Genomic DNA, 16,504 nt, shown 5'->3' with positions numbered 1-16,504 from the left:
GGCATGGCGAATTCTAGAACCCGGACGCGTTGCGCGGGCAGAGGTGAAACCGGCAGGCGTGCGCTGCCGTATTAATAACAGACAAAGAGGGGAAAGATCATGACCGCACTGGTCCATCTGCTGCGCATCGCGCTGCTGTGCGCGTTGGCCGCTGGGCTCGGCGCCTGCGGCTCGCTGCCGCCGGCCAGGGAGCGGCCCGCGGAGCATGCGGCGCCGGCGGATCCGTCGACCACGCTGGCGAAGATCGTCGCCGCATCCACGCCGCCGGACGAGCATTCCGGCTTTCGCCTGATGCCGCTCGGCGTGTACTCGCTCGATGCACGCATCCAGCTCGCACAGCGGGCCGAGCGCTCGCTGGTGGTGCAGTACTACCAGCTCGAGAACGATGCCGTCGGCCGCCTGCTGATGCGCTCGCTGCGCGAGGCCGCGGCGCGCGGCGTCAAGGTGCGCGTGCTGGTGGACGACCTCTACACGGCCAAGAGCCAGTACCTGCTGCTGGCGCTTTCGCAGACGCCCAACGTCGACGTGCGGCTCTTCAATCCCTTCTGCTGCGGCCGCGACGGTTTCCTTTCGCGTTTCGTCGCCTCGCCGCACGAGATCTATCGGCTCAACCACCGCATGCACAACAAGCTCTTCATCGCCGACGGCGTGATGGCGGTGGTGGGCGGGCGCAACATCGCCGACGAGTACTTCGTGCTCAGCGAGGCGCAGAACTTCATCGACATGGACGCGGTGGTGGTGGGCAAGGTGCTGCCGCAGCTCGAATCCATCTTCGACGCCTACTGGAACAGCGAGCAGGTCTGGCCGATCGAGGACATCGTGCGCGGCGAGGGCGGCCGAACGCCCGGGACGGCGGAGTTCGATTCCTGGATCGGCATGGCCGCGCCGCCGCCCAAGATCGTGCTGCCGCCCGCCGACATCCTCGGCTACGGGCCGATCGCCGAAGAGCTCGACGGCGGCCGCATGGGCCTGCTGTGGGGCTGGGCCAATGCGGTGGCGGATCCGCCCACCAAGCCCACCACCATGACAGCCGACGAAGCCCTGGCCACCAGCGTCACGATGCGCATGTGGACCATCCTGCTGGGCGCCAAGAACGAGGTGCAGATGACCTCGCCCTATCTGGTGCCGGGCGACAAGGGCATGGCGGCCTTCGAGGACCTGGCCCAGCGCAAGGTCAAGGTCGTGCTCTTGACCAACTCGCTGGCCGCCAACGACGAGCCGCTGGTCCACACGGGCTATGTGCGCTATCGGCAACGGCTGCTGAGATCGGGCGCCGACCTCTACGAGCTGAGCCCCGAACGCACCACCGCGAGCAAGCGCTTCGGCTCCTTCGGCACTTCGCTGGGACGCCTGCACGCCAAGACCGCGGCCATCGACCGCACCCGCCTCCTCATCGGCTCGGCCAACCTGGACCCGCGCTCGGCCACCCAGAACACCGAGATGGGCGTGCTGATCGACAGTCCGCAGCTGGCGCGCGAGCTGCTGCGCGTGATCAACGTCAGCAGGGTGCAGAACTCCTACCGCCTGCGCCTGGCCAAGGACACCGGCGCCGTCGAGTGGCTCACCACCGACGGCGAGAAGGAGATGGTCCTCACCTCCGAGCCGGAGGCGACCTTCTTCCAGCGCTTCTACAACAGGCTGATCGCGCCGATCGTGCCGGAAATGCTCCTGTAGCCTCGCGCGTGGCAGCCACCTTCCAATCCTTGTCCGTCCTGCAGGTCATGCTGTGGGGCGTGGCCTTCTTCGGCAGCATCTACCTGCTCTTCGGCGCCGCCAACTGGCTGCTGACGCGCAGGCTATTGCCCGCGCTGGGCATCGGCCGCGAACTCGACCCGCGGCCGGTGTCGCCTGGACAGCTGCGCCGGGAGCTCGCGCAGTCGGCCGTGTCGGTGCTGGTCTTCGGCATCGGCATGGTGTTCCCATGGGGATTCCTGCAACTGGGCTGGGCGCGGCTCGATGCGAACCCGAGCGGACTGCAGATCGCACTGGAGATCCTCTCGCTGGCGGTCTGGAACGACGTGCATTTCTGGCTCAACCACCGTCTGCTGCACACCCGGCTCCTGCGGCGCTTCCATGGCCCGCACCATCGCTCGGTCGTGACCACACCCTTTGCCACCTACAGCTTTCATCCGCTCGAGGCGCTGCTGCTGGGCAACGTGATCCTGCCGCCGATGCTGGTGCACGACTTCAGCTTCTGGGCGCTGGCCTCGGTGCCGTTGTTCAGCCTGTTCTTCAACAACGTCGGGCATTCGAACTACGACTTCTTTCCGAAGGTCTCATACAACCACTGGTTCGCCGCCAGCCGCCGGCATCATCTGCACCACACCTGCCACAGCGGCAACTACGGCTTCCAGTTCACCTTCATGGACCGGCTGTTCCGCACGCGCGTCGCGGCCGATGCGGCCGAGCCGCAGCTGCGCGCGTATCGCGAGCAAGAGAGAAACCGTGGCGTCTCGGCCTGATCGTCCAGCGCGCCTGCCGCGCCTGCGCCATTGGCGCGACTGGCAGAGCCTGGCCTACCTTGCCGCACTGCCTGCGCTGGCGGCCTGGCAATGGGTGCACGGCTTCCACTGGCTGCCGTATGGCGCGATGCTGTTCCTCACGCTCGGGGTCAGCGTGATCCATCACAACCATGCGCACCTGCGTCTGTGGCGCGGCCGCCGGGCGAACCGCTTCACCGATTGCTGGCTGACGCTGCTGCAGGGCCATCCGACCTTCGTGTTCTGGCCGGCGCACGTGGCCAATCACCATCGCCACCGGCACGGGCCGAAGGACGCTGCGCGCACCTACCGCTTCGGTGGCGACACCAATCACCTGCTGGGCTACCTCCTGCATCCGCTGCAGGCCGTGGCCGTGCTCTACCCGGTGTTCGTGGCCTGGCTGGGCCGGCTGCGGCGCCACTGGCCGGGCGCGTGGCGCTACTGCATGGCGCAGTATGTGCTTTGGCTCGGCAGCTGGACCGCGCTGCTGGCGCTCGATTGGCAGAAGGCAGTGCTGTTTGTCATCCTGCCGCAGTTGCATGGCCTGCACTGGCTGCTGGCCACCAACTACCTTCAGCATGCGCATGCGGACGGCCGGCCGCGCCCGGAAGGTGCTTCGCTCGATTACGCGCGCAACTTCGAAGGACTGATCAATCCGCTCCTGTTCAACATCGGCCTGCACACGGCGCATCACGAGAACTCGAAGGTGCACTGGTCGGCGCTTTCACGGCTGCACAGCGAGCACTACCGTGCGCGCGTCGACCCTGCGCTCAACGAGCGCGGCCTCCTCGTGTACATGGCGCGCGTGTTCGTCCTGGGTGCGCTCGTGCCGCGCTTTCGCAGTCGCTCGCTGATGTCTCCGAATTCCAATCCACAGTCCTGATCCATGCCCGTTTCCTTCCAGCGTGTCTATCTCGAAAGTGCCGGCTACTTCATGCCCGGCGCGCCCGTGTCCAACGAACGCATGGATGCCTACATCGCGCCGCTCAACCGGATGTCGGAGCGCATCAAGCGGCGCATCCTGGCCGAGAACGGCATCCGCGAGCGCTACTACGCGATCGACGCCGAGGGCCGCACGGTGCACACCAACGCGCAGCTCGCGTCGGGTGCGATCCGCCACTGCCTGCAGCAGGGCGCGGCCGAGATCTCGCGTGTGTCGCTGCTGGCCAGCGGCTCCTCGGGCGGCGATGCGCTGATGCCGGGCTTCGCCAACATGATCCAGGGCGAGCTCGCGGCACCGCCGATGGAGACGCTCTCGGTGCACGGCATCTGTGCGGCCGGCGTGTCGGCGATCCAGTCGGCGGCGCAGGGCGTGGAGCTCGGCGCGCATCGCTCGGCGCTGGCGGTGGCGAGCGAGATGCCTTCGCGCCTGTTCAAGCGCTCGCGCTTCGCGGCGCGCGGATACGACACCGATTTCGACTCGCACTTCCTGCGCTGGATGCTGTCCGATGGTGCCGGTGCGTTGCTGCTGTCCGATGGTGCGCCGGCGCTGGCCGGCGCGCCGGGCGTGCGCCTGCGCCTCAAGTGGATCCACCAGCGCGCTTTCTCGGGCGACTACCCCGTGTGCATGCAGCTGGGCTTGACCGAGGATCGCTCGCGCGGGCACCTGGACTTCGGCTCCTGGGGCGAGGCCGAGGCCGCGGGCGCCTTGTCGCTCAGGCAGGACATCCGGCTTCTGCCGCACCTGTTCGACATCGGCATCCACGAATACGCAGGGCTGGTGCGCGAGGGCTGGCTCGACCCGGCGCGGGTCGACCATTTCCTGTGCCACTACTCGTCGGAGAAGTTCATTCCCGTGGTCGACGGCCTGATGCACAAGGCCGGCCTCGCCATTCCGCGCGAGCGCTGGTACAGCAATCTGGCCTGGCGCGGCAACACCGGCGCGGCCTCGATCATGATCATGCTGGCCGAATTCCTGCAGACCAAGACCCTGAAACCCGGCGAGCAGATCTTCTGCTACGTGCCCGAGTCGGGCCGCTTCATGGCGGCGTACATGCTGTTCGAGGTCGAAGAGGCCGGCGCCGCTGCTGCCGCTGCGCCTGCGCCGGTTCGCGCGGAGGCGGCGGCCGAGGCGCCGACTGAGGTCATTGCGCCGCCGCACGACCCGGCCGCCGCGCCCGAGGGCCTGGGCGAACTGCTCACCGAGCTGGCCGCGATCTGGCACGACTACCGTTCGCGCGTCTGGCGCACGCCGCTGGTGCGGCAGATCCGCGAGCGCCGCTTCGCGCTCGCCGACTACTTGAACTGGATGGAGAACTGGATTCCCCAGGTGCGCGAGGGCAGCAAGTGGATGCGCGAAGGCGCCGCCTCGCTGGCCGAGCCCTACCAGGCGCTGGCGGCGCTGATCGGCGTGCATGCCGGCGAGGAGCAGGACGACTTCATGATCCTGTTCAACGACTACCGCAAGGCGGGCGGCAGCATCGCAGTCATCGATGCCCTGCGGCGCAACCCGGGCGGTGAAGCGCTCAACGCCTACCTGCATGGCCTGGCCGCGACGCGCAACCCGATCGGGCTTTTGGGCGCGATCTACATCATCGAAGGCACCGGGCAGCGCATCGTGCCGGCGCTGCTGCCGCTGATCAAGCCCGGGCTGAAGCTGCCGCCCGAGGCCTTCCGCTTCCTCGAGTATCACGGCCACAACGACGAGAATCACCTCAATCGCTGGCTGGCCGCGGTCGAGATGGCGATGGCGCTCGATGGCGAGGGCAGGGCCGCGCGCCAGATCGTCGACACCGCGCGCCACACCGCGGCGCTCTACCTGATGCAGTTCGAGCACGTCACGGAACGAATGCAAGCATGAGCACAACTCCGGACTTCCTGGCGCAGCAGCACGATCTGCGCGACCCGAGCCCCTGGCTCGCCCTCTACCTCGACCAGAGCACGCCGCTGCCCGACAAGGTGAAGGCGGCCTGGCTCGCCGATTCGAGTTCGGCCTCGCGCCAGTACCTGCTGCCGTTTTTGCGGCCGCTGGCGCGCGCCGCCATCGTGCTGTTCCAGGTGATCAAGGTGTTCGTGCCGCGCAAGTGGGCGCATTCGCGGCTGCTGCACCGCCTGCTGGCCTGGGGCCTCCAACGCTTCGTCTCGCCCGAGGCGAATTGGCTGATCCTGCGGCACTTCCACCTGGGTTCGCAGGTGCTGGCCTTCATCGGCGCCAATTCGCCGGTGCCGGTCGCTACCGCGCCGCTGGAGCCGGCCGACATCGACGCGCTGAAGGAGGACATGTTCCTGCAGCACGACCTGAACCTCTTCAATTTCGTGATCCGGCTCAACCAGGCGCTGCGCGCGCAGGGTCTCCAGTTGCGCAAGGCAGAGCGGGTCGATTTCTCGATGATCCGCGAGCCCGCCTTGCAAATCGAAGACATGCCGCACGGCAGGCTCAATTTTCTCGACTTGCAAAGCGCGATCGAGCTGTTCACGCCGCTCTATCAGCTCATGCTGACCGACAACGACTTCTGGCGCGCTGCCAATTCGCTTCAGCTCGACGAAACCATCGGCATCTACGCCGCCACCGTGCTGGATGCGCCCGAGCACCTGATCCTGGTGAACAACAAGCACCCGCTGGTGCCGCTGTCGACCCTGCGCGCGGGGCACCGGCTGGTGATCCACGGCCTGTCCACCGAGATGCTGCACAGCCTCCTGATGAAGTTCCGGGATGCGCGGGCCGCCGCACCCTTGTAATCCGGCGTCCGTGCCCCAGATGCGAGCCATGAACGCTACCAAGACTCCGTCGCCCAAGGCCGATCTGGCGGTGACGCACGTGCTGGCCCAGCTCCTCGAGCGGCTCGAGCACAGCGCCGTGCCGGTGGGTGCCGAGCAGTACCGGTCGGTCGTGATGCACCTGGTGGACGAGTTCCGCGAGGTCGAGCCCGGCACCGGCCTCGGGCAGTTGCTGGACGCCTATCCGGCCGCCGCCGAGGTGTACGAAAACCTCAACTATCAGCACGCCGGCCTGTGCCGCTCCGGGCTGGATGCCTCGCTGGCCGCCGAACTGGCTGCCAAGGACGCCATCACGCGCGCCATGCGCCATGCCGAACCCGACGCGACCCATGGCCAAGGCTGATGTCAAGACCGCCGTCGTGGCAGACGGCCTGCGCTACAAGGCCAAGGCGCCGGGCTCTCCTTTCCGCGCCTCGGCTTCGTTCAGTGGCGCGACCATGTCCTGCTTCATGTGCGGCAAGCACCGCGTGCGCTCCCAGATGCGGACCAGGCAGCTGCTGGGCAAGTCGCAAACCGTCTGCGCGCCCTCATGCAAGGCACTCGACGAGTTGATCGATCGTGACAGCGTTGCGACGTAGTTGACGAATTCGATTTGCCTCTGCAAATCGGCTACCAAAGCGGCGAATTTCGATCTACAGTTGGAAACAATTGATGCAATTATTTGCCTCAATACCAAAGTTCTAATTGATGGTCGATCAAATGATCCCGCTTAAAACCATTGCCTTCTATTGGTCGGAGCGCGTATGAGCAGGCCGCCCCGCCACGTCATCATGCAGGTCGTCAAGCGCTCGGGTGGCGCCACGCACCACGTCGAATTCAGCATGGACGACAACTTCGCCGATCGCCTGCGGCAGCTGCGCTCGCTGGTGCCGCCCCTCAACGCCCTCAACAAGCAGCGCGATCTCGTGATCGACAAGGTGCGCGTTCGCCTGCCCACCGCCGTATGGCGCTGCGGCGGCGACATCGACAGCCAGGTCGACGGCTCCTGCATCGTCATTGCCGCGGAAGGCTTCTTCAATTGCGGCGGCAAGGACCGCAAGACCAAGGAAAAACTGGTCACCTATACCTTCCCGATCGCACGCCTGATCGAATTGCATGCCGAGCGGCCTGCCGGCGAAACCTTCTACATCCGCGACGGCATCTTCACCAACGACGAGCCCGCCAACTCCGCGGCCGGCCGCTGGGTGGCCTCGCTGCACGAGCTGGAAGAGATGCGCATGCCGGATGCGCCGTCCGACTTCGACACGCTCCAGGGCGTGCCGCTGCGCACCGAGCAAGGCGCGCTGCCGACGCACGGCATCAGCCTGAACTGAGCGCCGCGGCGCGCGCAGCCGGCGCGCGCCGCGTACCCCTTACCGAAGCTTCACTTCAACCCGCCGCGCTTCGGCCGGCGGCCCGTCGGCCTGCGTTTGCGCGGGCTTGGCAAGCTCCACCTTGTCGTCGGCCACGCCGGCCAGCCTGAGCGCGGCGCCCACTGCCAGGGCACGCTGCTTGGCGAGCTCGGCATTCCTTTCGGCATCACCGCTGGCGTCGTGGTAGCCGCTCACGAGCACGCGGCCGCCGCTTTGAACCGCCTTGACGATATCGGCCAGCGCGGCGCTCGAGCCTGCGGGCACCTCGGCGCTGGCGGTGGCGAAATAGAACTTGACCACGCCGTTGTCGGTCTTGATCGAGGCGCCCATGTCACCCGAGGCCGCCGGTGCCGTTGCGGGCGCCGGCGCAGGCGCGGTGATCGGAGCAGGCGCTGCAGCGGGCGTTGTCATCGCGGCTGCGTCGCCGGTGTGGAACTTGACCACCAGCGGCACGATCAAGAGCGCCACGATGTTGATGATCTTGATCAGCGGGTTCACCGCCGGCCCGGCCGTGTCCTTGTAGGGGTCGCCCACGGTGTCGCCGGTGACGGCGGCCTTGTGCGCCTCGGAGCCCTTGCCGCCGTGGTTGCCGTCCTCGATGTACTTCTTGGCGTTGTCCCAGGCGCCGCCGCCGGTGCACATCGAGATGGCGACGAACAGGCCGGTGACGATGGTGCCCATCAGCAGACCGCCCAGCGCCTTCGGACCCAGCAGCAGGCCGACCACGATCGGCACCACCACGGGCAGCAGGCTCGGGATCATCATTTCCTTGATGGCCGCACCAGTGAGCATGCTCACGGCACGGCCGTACTCCGGCTTGCCGGTGCCTTCCATGATGCCGGGGATCTCACGGAACTGCCTGCGCACTTCCTCGACCACCGAACCGGCCGCGCGGCCCACAGCCTCCATCGCCATGGCGCCGAAGAGATAGGGGATCAGGCCGCCGATGAAGAGGCCCACGATCACCATCGGGTCGCTCAGGTTGAAGCTGATGGCCTGCCCGTAGCTCTCGAGCTTGTGGGTGTAGTCGGCGAACAGCACCAGCGCGGCCAGGCCGGCCGAGCCGATCGCGTAGCCCTTGGTCACGGCCTTGGTGGTGTTGCCCACGGCGTCCAGCGGGTCGGTGATGTCGCGCACGCTGGCCGGCATTTCCGACATCTCGGCGATGCCGCCGGCGTTGTCGGTGATCGGGCCGTAGGCGTCGAGCGCGACCACGATGCCGGCCATGCTGAGCATGGCCGTGGCCGCCACTGCGATGCCGTAGAGGCCCGCGAGCCAATAGGACGCCATGATCGCGATGCAGACGCAGATCACCGGCCAGGCGGTGGAGCGCATCGACACGCCAAGGCCCGCGATGATGTTGGTGCCGTGCCCGGTGGTCGAAGCCTGTGCGATGTGGCGTACCGGCGAGTACTGCGTGCCGGTATAGAACTCTGTGATCCACACCAGTGCGGCCGTGAGTGCCAGGCCGACGAAGCAGGCGCCGAAGAGCTTGAACTGGCTGCCCGAGGCCGCGATCGCGTTGTCGGGGATGAGCCATTGCGTCACGAACCAGAACGCGATCAGCGACAGGCCGCCCGCCACCGCCAGCCCCTTGTAGAGCGCCGGCATCACGTTGACCATGCCCGGCGAGGCCTTGACGAAGAAGCAGCCGATGATCGACGCGATGATCGATACGCCGCCGAGCGCCAGCGGGTACAGCACGGCGTTGACCGGCGCCGCCGCCACCATCAGCGCGCCCAGCACCATGGTCGCGATCAGCGTCACCGCATAGGTCTCGAACAGGTCAGCCGCCATGCCGGCGCAGTCGCCGACGTTGTCGCCCACGTTGTCGGCGATCACCGCCGGGTTGCGCGGGTCGTCCTCCGGAATGCCGGCCTCGACCTTGCCCACCAGGTCGGCGCCGACGTCGGCGCCCTTGGTGAAGATGCCGCCGCCCAGCCGCGCGAAGATCGAGATCAGCGAGGAGCCGAATGCGAAGCCGATCAGCGGGTTGAGCAGGTTGGCGAGGTTCTTGTCCGGCGTCAGGTTGCCGTTGCCCACGAGGAACCAGTAGAAGATCGTGACGCCCAGCAGGCCCAGCCCCACCACCAGCATGCCGGTGATGGCGCCGCCGCGGAAGGCGACGTCGAGCGCCGGGCCGATGCCCTGGGTCGCGGCCTGCGCGGTGCGCACGTTGGCGCGCACCGAGACGTTCATGCCGATGAAGCCGCAGGCGCCCGAGAGCAGCGCGCCGACCACGAAGCCGGCCGCGGTGGTCGCATCGAGGAAGATCCCGATCAGGATCGCGAGCACGATGCCGACTACGGCGATCGTGCGGTACTGCTTGGCCAGGTAGGCCGCGGCGCCGGTCTGGATCGCGGCCGCGATCTCCTGCATTCGGGCGTTGCCCGGGTCTTTCGAAAGAATCCAGCTGCGCGCCCAGAAACCATAGCCCACGGCCACGAGGCCGCAGACGATGGCGAGGACGAGAGGGGTGTTGCCGATCATGCCTTGCTTCTCCATTCGTACGTTGTGACTTGTGGAGACGAAAGCACTTAGCCCTGCGCGCAACGCGTACGGGTCAGTGCTTCCGCCGCGTTGCTTCCTCGAAGCCCCGATGCCTTGCAAAAAGCCGGGGCCGATTGGCCAACGCGGCCAATTTACAGGCAAATGCCGAGTTTCGTGCGACCGGGCCGTGACACGGAAAGTAAACTTCGGGTTTGTCCGCATCCCGCGAACACTTTCAACTACTCCAAGACAGACCTATGTCCCTCGGCCAAGTTTCCCCCGGCAAAGACGCCCCCGAAGCCTTCAACGTCGTCATCGAAATCCCGATGAACGCCGACCCGATCAAGTACGAAGTCGACAAGGAATCCGGCGCGATCTTCGTCGACCGCTTCATGACGACCGCGATGCACTACCCGACCAACTACGGCTACGTGCCGCAGACGCTCTCGGGCGACGGCGATCCGGTCGACGTGCTGGTCATCACCCCCTGGGCGCTGGTGCCCGGCGTGGTGGTGCCGTGCCGCCCGATCGGCATCCTGATGATGGAGGACGAGGCCGGCGTCGACGGCAAGGTGCTTGCCGTGCCCACCGACAAGGTGCTGCCGATCTACAGCCACTGGAAGAAGGTCGAAGACGTGAACCCGATGCGCCTGAAGGCCATCACGCACTTCTTCGAGCACTACAAGGACCTGGAAGCCGGCAAGTGGGTCAAGGTGCTGGGCTGGGAAGGCATCGACGCCGCCAAGAAGGAAATCATGGACGGCATCGCCAACTACAAGAAGTAGGAGCGAGCAGGGCCGCCGCTCATTCGGCGGCGATCCCCGCCCGATGCGCCAGCGCGCGATAGCGCGAAATCTCCGATTCCATCAGGCTCCGGAAAGGGGCCGCGCCGATCATCACGGGCTCCATGCCCTGTGCGCGCAGCTGGTCCTGAATCGCCTTGTCAGCCATCGTGGCGCTTACCTCGGCCGCCAGCCTCTGGATCACCGGTGCTGGGGTGCCGGCCGGCGCAGCCAATCCGTACCAGGCGTCGAAGGTGGCGTCGGGCATCTTGAGCTCGGCCATGGTGAGCACGTCCGGCAGCATGCTGGAACGCGTCGTACCCACGACGGCCAATGCGCGCAGCTTGCCCGAGCGCACATGCGGCGCGACGGCGGCCACGGTGTCGATGCCCATCTCGATCTCGCCGCCGATCAATGCGATCGCGCTCTGGCTGCTGCCCTTGTAAGGCACGTCCTGCAGCTTCACGCCCGCTGCCATCGCGAACATTTCGCCGGCCAGATGCGGGCCGGAGCCGCTGCCGAAGGTGGCGTAGCGGATGCCCTGGGGCTTGGCCTTGGCCGCAGCGGCGAGTGCCGCCACGCTGTGCCAGGGCGAGGCCGCATTGACCACCAGCACCAGCGGCGCTTTCGCGATGATCGCCACCGGCGCCAGGTCCTTCAGCGGGTCGTAGGGCAGTCGCGCACGCAGCGCTGCATTCACGCTGTAGGTGGAAGAACCCGAGACCAGCAGCGTGTAGCCGTCAGGCTGCGCCTTGGCGACCGCGTCGGCGCCGATGATGGTCGCTGCGCCGGGCTTGTTGTCGACGACGACCGGCTGGCCGAGCCGATCGGCCAGCTTCTGACCCAGCGCGCGCGCCACGATGTCGGTGCCGCCACCGGGCGGGAAGGGCACGACCAGCTTGATGGTCTTGGCAGGCCAGGCATCGGCGGCCTGCGCGAGGCCGGCAGCGGCGGTGAAGGCGATGGCGGCAAGGAGTTGGGCGAGTTGCTTCATGCGGCTTTCTGATGGGAAGTTGCAGCGATCGATCCAGCCTGCCAGGGTGTGTTCGCGGCGGCATCGCCGAGATCCCAGTACAGGCCGGCCATGATCTGCAGGCCCTCGCGGGCGAGTGGCGCAAGCAGGTGTTCGTTGGGCGCATGCTGTGCACAGGCCGGGTAGGAGTGGGGCACCCACAAGGTCGGCAGGCCCAGCAGGTCGGCGAAGACATCGTTGGGCAAAGAGCCGGCGAGGTTCGGCAGAAGGTCGGGGCGCTGGCCCGTGCTCGCCTCGATGGAGCGCTGGGCCCAGCCGACCCAGGGGTTGTCGAGGTCCAGACGGGTCGCGGCGCCTTCGAGCGTGACCTGCACCTCGACCTGCCCGAATCCATGTGCGTCGAGATGGGCACGCACGATCGACGCGAGCTCGCGCCAGGGCGTGCCCACCACGAAGCGCAGCTGGCAATGCGCCACCGCTTCACCGGGGATCGCATTGACCGGCCGCTGCGGCGAGCCCGCGCCGAGCGCGAGCACCTCGATGGTGTTCCAGGCCATCAGCCGCTCGGCCGGGTTCAGGCCGGGCTCGCCCCAGCCGCCATCCAGCGCGGGGTCGTCCGCGCCGCCGCCGATCTCGATGGCCGCCAGGGCTTCGTGTACCGCGTCCGGGATGCTTCGCGGCCGAAGCGCGTCGACCAGGATGCGGCCCTTGGCATCCACCAGCGTCGCCACCGCATGGCTCAGCACCGTGGCCGGGTTGGCGAGCACGCCGCCCCAATTGCCGGAGTGATAGCCGCGCGGCCGGGCGCGCAACCGCAGGCTGAAGTTGACCGCGCCGCGCGAACCGAGGAACAGCGTCGGGCGCCGGGCGTTCACGCGCGGCCCGTCGCAGGCGATCAGCAGATCGGCGCGCAGCTTGTCGGCCTGCTGCCTGCAGACCTCATGCAGGCCGGGCGACGCGGCCTCCTCGCCCATCTCGAGCAGCAGCGTCACGTTGTAGCCCAGCCGGCCGTTGCGTGCCCGCAGCACCTGTGCGAGCGCGCCGAGGTTGATGGTGTGCTGCCCCTTGTTGTCGGCCGTGCCGCGTCCGTACCAGCGCTCGCCCTCGATCGTCAGCGTCCACGGCCCGAGGCCTTCGCGCCATTGCGCGTCCTGGCCGCTGACGACGTCGCCATGGCCGTAGGTCAGCACGGTGGGGAGCTCGGCGCCCTCGATGCGGCGCGCAATCAGGAAGGGTCCGCCGCTGGGCGCCGGGTTGTCGATCAGCTCGCAGGCGAAGCCGAGCCGCGTGAGCGGTGCGCTCATCTCCTCGCGCAGGTAGGCGCCGAGCGCGGGCGTCGTGGCGCCGGTGTCGCTCTCGGTTCGGAATGCGATGCGCCGCCGCAGGTCGGCCAGGAAGCGGCCGTCGTCGAAGTAGGCGGCGGCAGCGGAGAGACAGTCGTTGCGTTGCATGGTCGTGGATGCGTGTGATGGCGAGGATGCAAGTAAAAGGCCTAAAGAGCATTGCGTGAACCACCGAATTGGCAAGCTACCATTGCCTTCAAGGCAACGCTCGAGAACACGCCAATGACACCCTCGATCCTCAGCATCCCGATGCGCTACTTCATGGAGGTGGCGCTGCACGGGTCGGTCAGCCAGGCCGCGGCCCGGCTTTATGTCGCGTCGTCCGCCGTGAGCCGGCAGATCGCGAAGCTCGAGGATTCGCTGGGGACCGCGCTGTTCGAGCGCAAGGCGCGAGGCATGGCGCTCACGCAGGCCGGCGAGCGCCTGGCCGCCCATCTGCGAACGACGCTGGCCGACACCGAGCAGGTGGTCGAGCAGGTGCGCGGCATCGGCGGCCGGGAAGCGGGCCGCGTCCGCGTGGCTTGCACCGAGGGCTTCGCGGTGGGTTTCATGCCCGAGGTGATGCGCCGCTTTCGTGCGTCGCATGTGCAAAGCCAGTTGCAGCTCCATGTGGGTGCGCCTGACGAAGTCAGTGCCTTGCTGGGGCGCGGCGAAGCGGACATCGCACTCAAGTACGCGGTTGCGCCCGAGCGCGGTTTCCGCATCGAGCACTCGGCGCCCGCGCCGGTGTACGCGCTGATGTCCCCGGACCATCCGCTGGCGCGCCAGCGCGCCGTCAGCGTGGCCGAGGTGGTGCGCCATCCGCTGGCCGTGGGCAGCAAGGGCGTCACCGCGCGGCAGTTGTTCGACCTGAGTTGCAGCGTGCAGGGGCTCAGCTACGAGCCCGCCTTCGTCAGCAATTTCTCATCGGTGCTGCTGCCGCTGGTGCGCGCGCCCGATATCGTCCTCTCCGGCCATCTCACGGCCGTTCACCTGATCGAGAACGGCACGCTGGTTGCACGGCCCTTCGTGGAGCCGCAGATGCACCAGCGTCGCCTGCAGGTGCTGTCGCTCGACGGCCGCACGCTGTCGCCGCTCGCGCGGGCGCTCGTGCAGCAGCTGGTCGCGGCCATCGCCGGCGGCGGCAGGCGCAGACTGGGCCGAGCGCGGAAGATGTAGATAGCAGTGGCCGTTCTCTCGGCACTCATTCGGCATGGCGGAACGGGCTGCGTTCGCCGAGATGGTCGATGTAGTTCTCGATGCCCTCGCCCTCGCGCTCGAGAAATCGTTCCACGGCGTCGGCGAAGGCCGGATGGGCGAGCCAGTGCGCGCTGGTGGTCTTCACGGGCAGCAGCGCGCGCGCCATCTTGTGCTCGCCCTGCGCGCCGCCTTCGAAGCGCTGCACGCCGTGTTCGATGCACCAGGCGAGCGGCTGGTAGTAGCAGGCCTCGAAGTGCAGGCAATCCACGCGCTCGAGCGCGCCCCAGTAGCGGCCGTAGGCGACCGAGGCATCGTCCGAAAGCGCGATCAAGCTGCTGGCGATGGCCTGGCCCCCGCGCTCGGCGACGAAGAGCAGCCAGGCTTCGGGCAGCTTCGTGGCCATGCGGTGGAAGAAGTCGCGGCTCAGGTAGGGCGGGTTGCCGTGCTCGCGGTAGGTGCGGGCATAGCAGCGGTAGAAGAAGTCCCAGTCGGCGTCGCTGATGTCGGCGCCGCGCGACCAGCGGAAGCTCACGCCGGCATCGTGCACCTTGCGGCGCTCCTGCCGGATCTTCTTGCGCTTGTCGTGCGAGAGGCTGGCGAGGAAGGCGTCGAAATCCTTCCAGCCGGTTTCGCCGCCGGGCCGCCCCAAGGCGGAACGCGCCCCCTCGGGGGGCAGCGAGGACACGCCGGTGCCGAGCGTGGGGGCTATGTTGTTCCAGTGGAACTGGACGGTGTGCCTGAGCATCAGGCCCGCATCGGCGCAGGCGGCGATGTCCTCGTCGGCGGCGAACAACAGGTGCAGCGACGAGAGCTCCTCTTCCTTGCACCAAGCCACGAGCGCCTGCACCAGCAGGGCGCGGCTGCCGGCGTCGCGCGCGAGCAGGCGCGCACCCGGCACCGGCGTGAAGGGCACGGCAACGACCGCCTTCGGATAGTAGGCCAGCCCGTGCTGCTCATAGGCATTGGCCCATGCCCAGTCGAACACGTACTCGCCGTAGGAATGCGCTTTGATGTAGAGCGGGCAGGCGGCCGCCAGCTGCCGTCCGCGCCACAGCGTGACGAAGCGGGGCGTCCAGCCGCTGCGGGCCGAGGCGCTGGCGCTCTGGTGCAAGGCGTCCAGGTAGGCATGGCGCATGAAGGGGGAGGGCGCGGCCTGCGTGGCCAGCAAGTCGTCCCAGGCCGCGGCATCGATCTCGGATGCCGCGCCGTGAATGCGGATGACAGGGTTGGTCAAAGGAGCCTCGTCAACGCTTGCGTGTGCCCAGGGTTTCGGCAATGTAGATGCCGCCGAGCACCAGGGCCAGCGCCACCGCGTGATAGGTCGACAGCGCCTCGCCCAGCACGAGGACGGCCAGCAGCGGCCCGAAGATCGGCACCAGGTTGAGGAAGACGCCGGCCCGCGCGGGACCGATCAGGCCGACTACGTGGATGAAGCTGATCTGCGAAATGAAGGAGGGCAGAAGTCCGATGAAGAGGATCAGCGCCACGCCCTTCGGCGTCGGCATGAAGAAGTCGCCCATCGCGATTTCTGCCGCGACCAGCGGCACCGAGACGAGACAGGCCACTGCCGCCGTGGCGGCGAAGAACACGATGGCCGGCACTTGCGGGCGGCGGCGCAGGCCAAGCGCGTAGCCGGCATAGAGCAGGCTGGCGATGATCATCCAGACGTCGCCGATGTTGAAGGCCAGGTCCGCGAGCAAGGCCAGTTGGCCGCGCGAAGCCACCATGGCGATGCCCGCGATGGTGAGCACCACGCCTGCGAGCTGCAGCCAGCTGATCCGGGTACGGAAGAAGAACAGGCTGCCCACCAGCACGAGCACCGGGATGGTGCCTTGGATGATCGCGATGTTGATCGCCGTCGTGTGATGGGCGGCGGCGTAGAACAGCGCATTGAAGCCGGTGAAACCCGCCGTGCCCATGAGGGTGATGTAGCGCCACGAGGGCAGCAGGCTGCGCCAGTGGGCCGCGATCTGGCGGCGCGAACTGAGGCCCAGCGCGATGCAGCAGACGATCCAGCGTGAGAAGGTCAGCATCATGGGCGACACCTCGCCCACCGCGAGCCGGGCGGCCACCGCGTTGGCGCCCCAGATCAGCGTGGTGAATACCAGCAGCGGGTAGGCTTGGCCCTGGAGCCAGGGAAGGAAGGAGCCGAAAAAGCCGGCGGAAGAACCTGAGCGCATCGAGCGCC

Annotated in this window: 15 protein-coding genes; 10 read left to right on the top strand and 5 right to left on the bottom strand. The window is 67.6% G+C overall.

From position 1 onward, the window contains the following. Positions 1 to 99: 99 nt before the first annotated feature. The 8 genes from BLS74_RS19750 (at position 100) to BLS74_RS19715 (ending at position 7,510) form a co-directional block, all read left to right on the top strand. A complete protein-coding gene (locus BLS74_RS19750; protein ID WP_093108852.1) occupies positions 100 to 1,674 on the top strand; it encodes a phospholipase D family protein in 1,575 nt (524 codons plus the stop codon). Between the two features lie 8 nt (positions 1,675 to 1,682). Beyond that, positions 1,683 to 2,462 carry a sterol desaturase family protein gene (locus tag BLS74_RS19745; protein WP_093108851.1) on the top strand — a complete coding sequence of 260 codons (780 nt, stop codon included), beginning with the start codon at positions 1,683 to 1,685 and terminating at the stop codon, positions 2,460 to 2,462. Further along, the gene (locus BLS74_RS19740; protein WP_093108850.1) at positions 2,446 to 3,363 is read left to right on the top strand and encodes a fatty acid desaturase; all 918 of its coding nucleotides are present in this window, start codon (positions 2,446 to 2,448) and stop codon (positions 3,361 to 3,363) included. The genes BLS74_RS19745 and BLS74_RS19740 overlap by 17 nt, the downstream gene beginning before the upstream one ends. Before the next feature lie 3 nt (positions 3,364 to 3,366). Next, the gene (locus tag BLS74_RS19735) at positions 3,367 to 5,280 is read left to right on the top strand and encodes a StlD/DarB family beta-ketosynthase (protein WP_093108849.1); all 1,914 of its coding nucleotides are present in this window, start codon (positions 3,367 to 3,369) and stop codon (positions 5,278 to 5,280) included. Next, a complete protein-coding gene (locus BLS74_RS19730; RefSeq protein ID WP_093108848.1) occupies positions 5,277 to 6,158 on the top strand; it encodes a DUF6999 family protein in 882 nt (293 codons plus the stop codon). Before BLS74_RS19735 ends, BLS74_RS19730 begins: the two co-directional genes overlap by 4 nt. Positions 6,159 to 6,186: 28 nt before the next feature. Continuing rightward, complete coding sequence (locus BLS74_RS19725; RefSeq protein ID WP_170855658.1) at positions 6,187 to 6,540, top strand: hypothetical protein; 354 nt, start codon at positions 6,187 to 6,189, stop codon at positions 6,538 to 6,540. Beyond that, positions 6,527 to 6,775, top strand: coding sequence for a hypothetical protein (locus BLS74_RS19720; RefSeq protein WP_093108846.1), 249 nt, complete (start codon positions 6,527 to 6,529; stop codon positions 6,773 to 6,775). Before BLS74_RS19725 ends, BLS74_RS19720 begins: the two co-directional genes overlap by 14 nt. A 165-nt stretch (positions 6,776 to 6,940) precedes the next feature. After that, positions 6,941 to 7,510, top strand: coding sequence for a hypothetical protein (locus BLS74_RS19715; RefSeq protein WP_093108845.1), 570 nt, complete (start codon positions 6,941 to 6,943; stop codon positions 7,508 to 7,510). Between the two features lie 39 nt (positions 7,511 to 7,549). Here BLS74_RS19715 and BLS74_RS19710 read toward each other — a convergent pair whose 3' ends face one another. After that, complete coding sequence (locus BLS74_RS19710) at positions 7,550 to 10,039, bottom strand: sodium-translocating pyrophosphatase (protein WP_093108844.1); 2,490 nt, start codon at positions 10,037 to 10,039, stop codon at positions 7,550 to 7,552. Positions 10,040 to 10,296: 257 nt separating this feature from the next. On the opposite strand from BLS74_RS19710, the gene ppa reads away from it, so the two are divergent. Further along, on the top strand, positions 10,297 to 10,824 hold the full coding sequence (gene ppa / locus BLS74_RS19705; RefSeq protein ID WP_093108843.1) for an inorganic diphosphatase: 528 nt from the start codon (positions 10,297 to 10,299) through the stop codon (positions 10,822 to 10,824). A gap of 19 nt (positions 10,825 to 10,843) precedes the next feature. Here the strand turns inward: ppa and BLS74_RS19700 are convergent, their stop codons facing one another. Both BLS74_RS19700 and BLS74_RS19695 read right to left on the bottom strand, forming a co-directional pair. After that, on the bottom strand, positions 10,844 to 11,815 hold the full coding sequence (locus tag BLS74_RS19700) for a Bug family tripartite tricarboxylate transporter substrate binding protein (RefSeq protein WP_093108842.1): 972 nt from the start codon (positions 11,813 to 11,815) through the stop codon (positions 10,844 to 10,846). Next, on the bottom strand, positions 11,812 to 13,245 hold the full coding sequence (locus BLS74_RS19695; RefSeq protein ID WP_093108841.1) for a M20 family metallopeptidase: 1,434 nt from the start codon (positions 13,243 to 13,245) through the stop codon (positions 11,812 to 11,814). Before BLS74_RS19695 ends, BLS74_RS19700 begins: the two co-directional genes overlap by 4 nt. A gap of 114 nt (positions 13,246 to 13,359) precedes the next feature. On the opposite strand from BLS74_RS19695, the gene BLS74_RS19690 reads away from it, so the two are divergent. Further along, positions 13,360 to 14,295, top strand: a complete 936-nt coding sequence (locus BLS74_RS19690; protein ID WP_093108840.1) for a LysR family transcriptional regulator — start codon at positions 13,360 to 13,362, stop codon at positions 14,293 to 14,295. A 25-nt stretch (positions 14,296 to 14,320) separates the two neighbouring features. Here BLS74_RS19690 and BLS74_RS19685 read toward each other — a convergent pair whose 3' ends face one another. Beyond that, positions 14,321 to 15,550, bottom strand: a complete 1,230-nt coding sequence (locus BLS74_RS19685) for a GNAT family N-acetyltransferase (protein WP_093108839.1) — start codon at positions 15,548 to 15,550, stop codon at positions 14,321 to 14,323. Between the two features lie 10 nt (positions 15,551 to 15,560). Beyond that, a complete protein-coding gene (locus BLS74_RS19680) occupies positions 15,561 to 16,496 on the bottom strand; it encodes a DMT family transporter (protein ID WP_093108838.1) in 936 nt (311 codons plus the stop codon). Positions 16,497 to 16,504 lie beyond the last annotated feature (8 nt).

Source organism: Variovorax sp. CF079 (assembly GCF_900101545.1).
In the GTDB taxonomy this organism is placed as follows: Bacteria; Pseudomonadota; Gammaproteobacteria; order Burkholderiales; family Burkholderiaceae_C; genus Variovorax.
This window is presented reverse-complemented; position numbering and strand designations above follow the sequence as displayed.

Bases quoted from the DNA above. Each gene is read 5' to 3' on its own strand.
- BLS74_RS19700 (WP_093108842.1), bottom strand. From the start codon at position 11,815: ATGAAGCAACTCGCCCAACTCCTTGCCGCCATCGCCTTCACCGCCGCT.
- BLS74_RS19680 (WP_093108838.1), bottom strand. From the start codon at position 16,496: ATGCGCTCAGGTTCTTCCGCCGGCTTTTTCGGCTCCTTCCTTCCCTGG.
- BLS74_RS19730 (WP_093108848.1), top strand. From the start codon at position 5,277: ATGAGCACAACTCCGGACTTCCTGGCGCAGCAGCACGATCTGCGCGAC.
- ppa (WP_093108843.1), top strand. From the start codon at position 10,297: ATGTCCCTCGGCCAAGTTTCCCCCGGCAAAGACGCCCCCGAAGCCTTC.
- BLS74_RS19710 (WP_093108844.1), bottom strand. From the start codon at position 10,039: ATGATCGGCAACACCCCTCTCGTCCTCGCCATCGTCTGCGGCCTCGTG.
- BLS74_RS19690 (WP_093108840.1), top strand. From the start codon at position 13,360: ATGACACCCTCGATCCTCAGCATCCCGATGCGCTACTTCATGGAGGTG.
- BLS74_RS19735 (WP_093108849.1), top strand. From the start codon at position 3,367: ATGCCCGTTTCCTTCCAGCGTGTCTATCTCGAAAGTGCCGGCTACTTC.
- BLS74_RS19695 (WP_093108841.1), bottom strand. From the start codon at position 13,245: ATGCAACGCAACGACTGTCTCTCCGCTGCCGCCGCCTACTTCGACGAC.
- BLS74_RS19720 (WP_093108846.1), top strand. From the start codon at position 6,527: ATGGCCAAGGCTGATGTCAAGACCGCCGTCGTGGCAGACGGCCTGCGC.
- BLS74_RS19715 (WP_093108845.1), top strand. From the start codon at position 6,941: ATGAGCAGGCCGCCCCGCCACGTCATCATGCAGGTCGTCAAGCGCTCG.
- BLS74_RS19725 (WP_170855658.1), top strand. From the start codon at position 6,187: ATGAACGCTACCAAGACTCCGTCGCCCAAGGCCGATCTGGCGGTGACG.
- BLS74_RS19750 (WP_093108852.1), top strand. From the start codon at position 100: ATGACCGCACTGGTCCATCTGCTGCGCATCGCGCTGCTGTGCGCGTTG.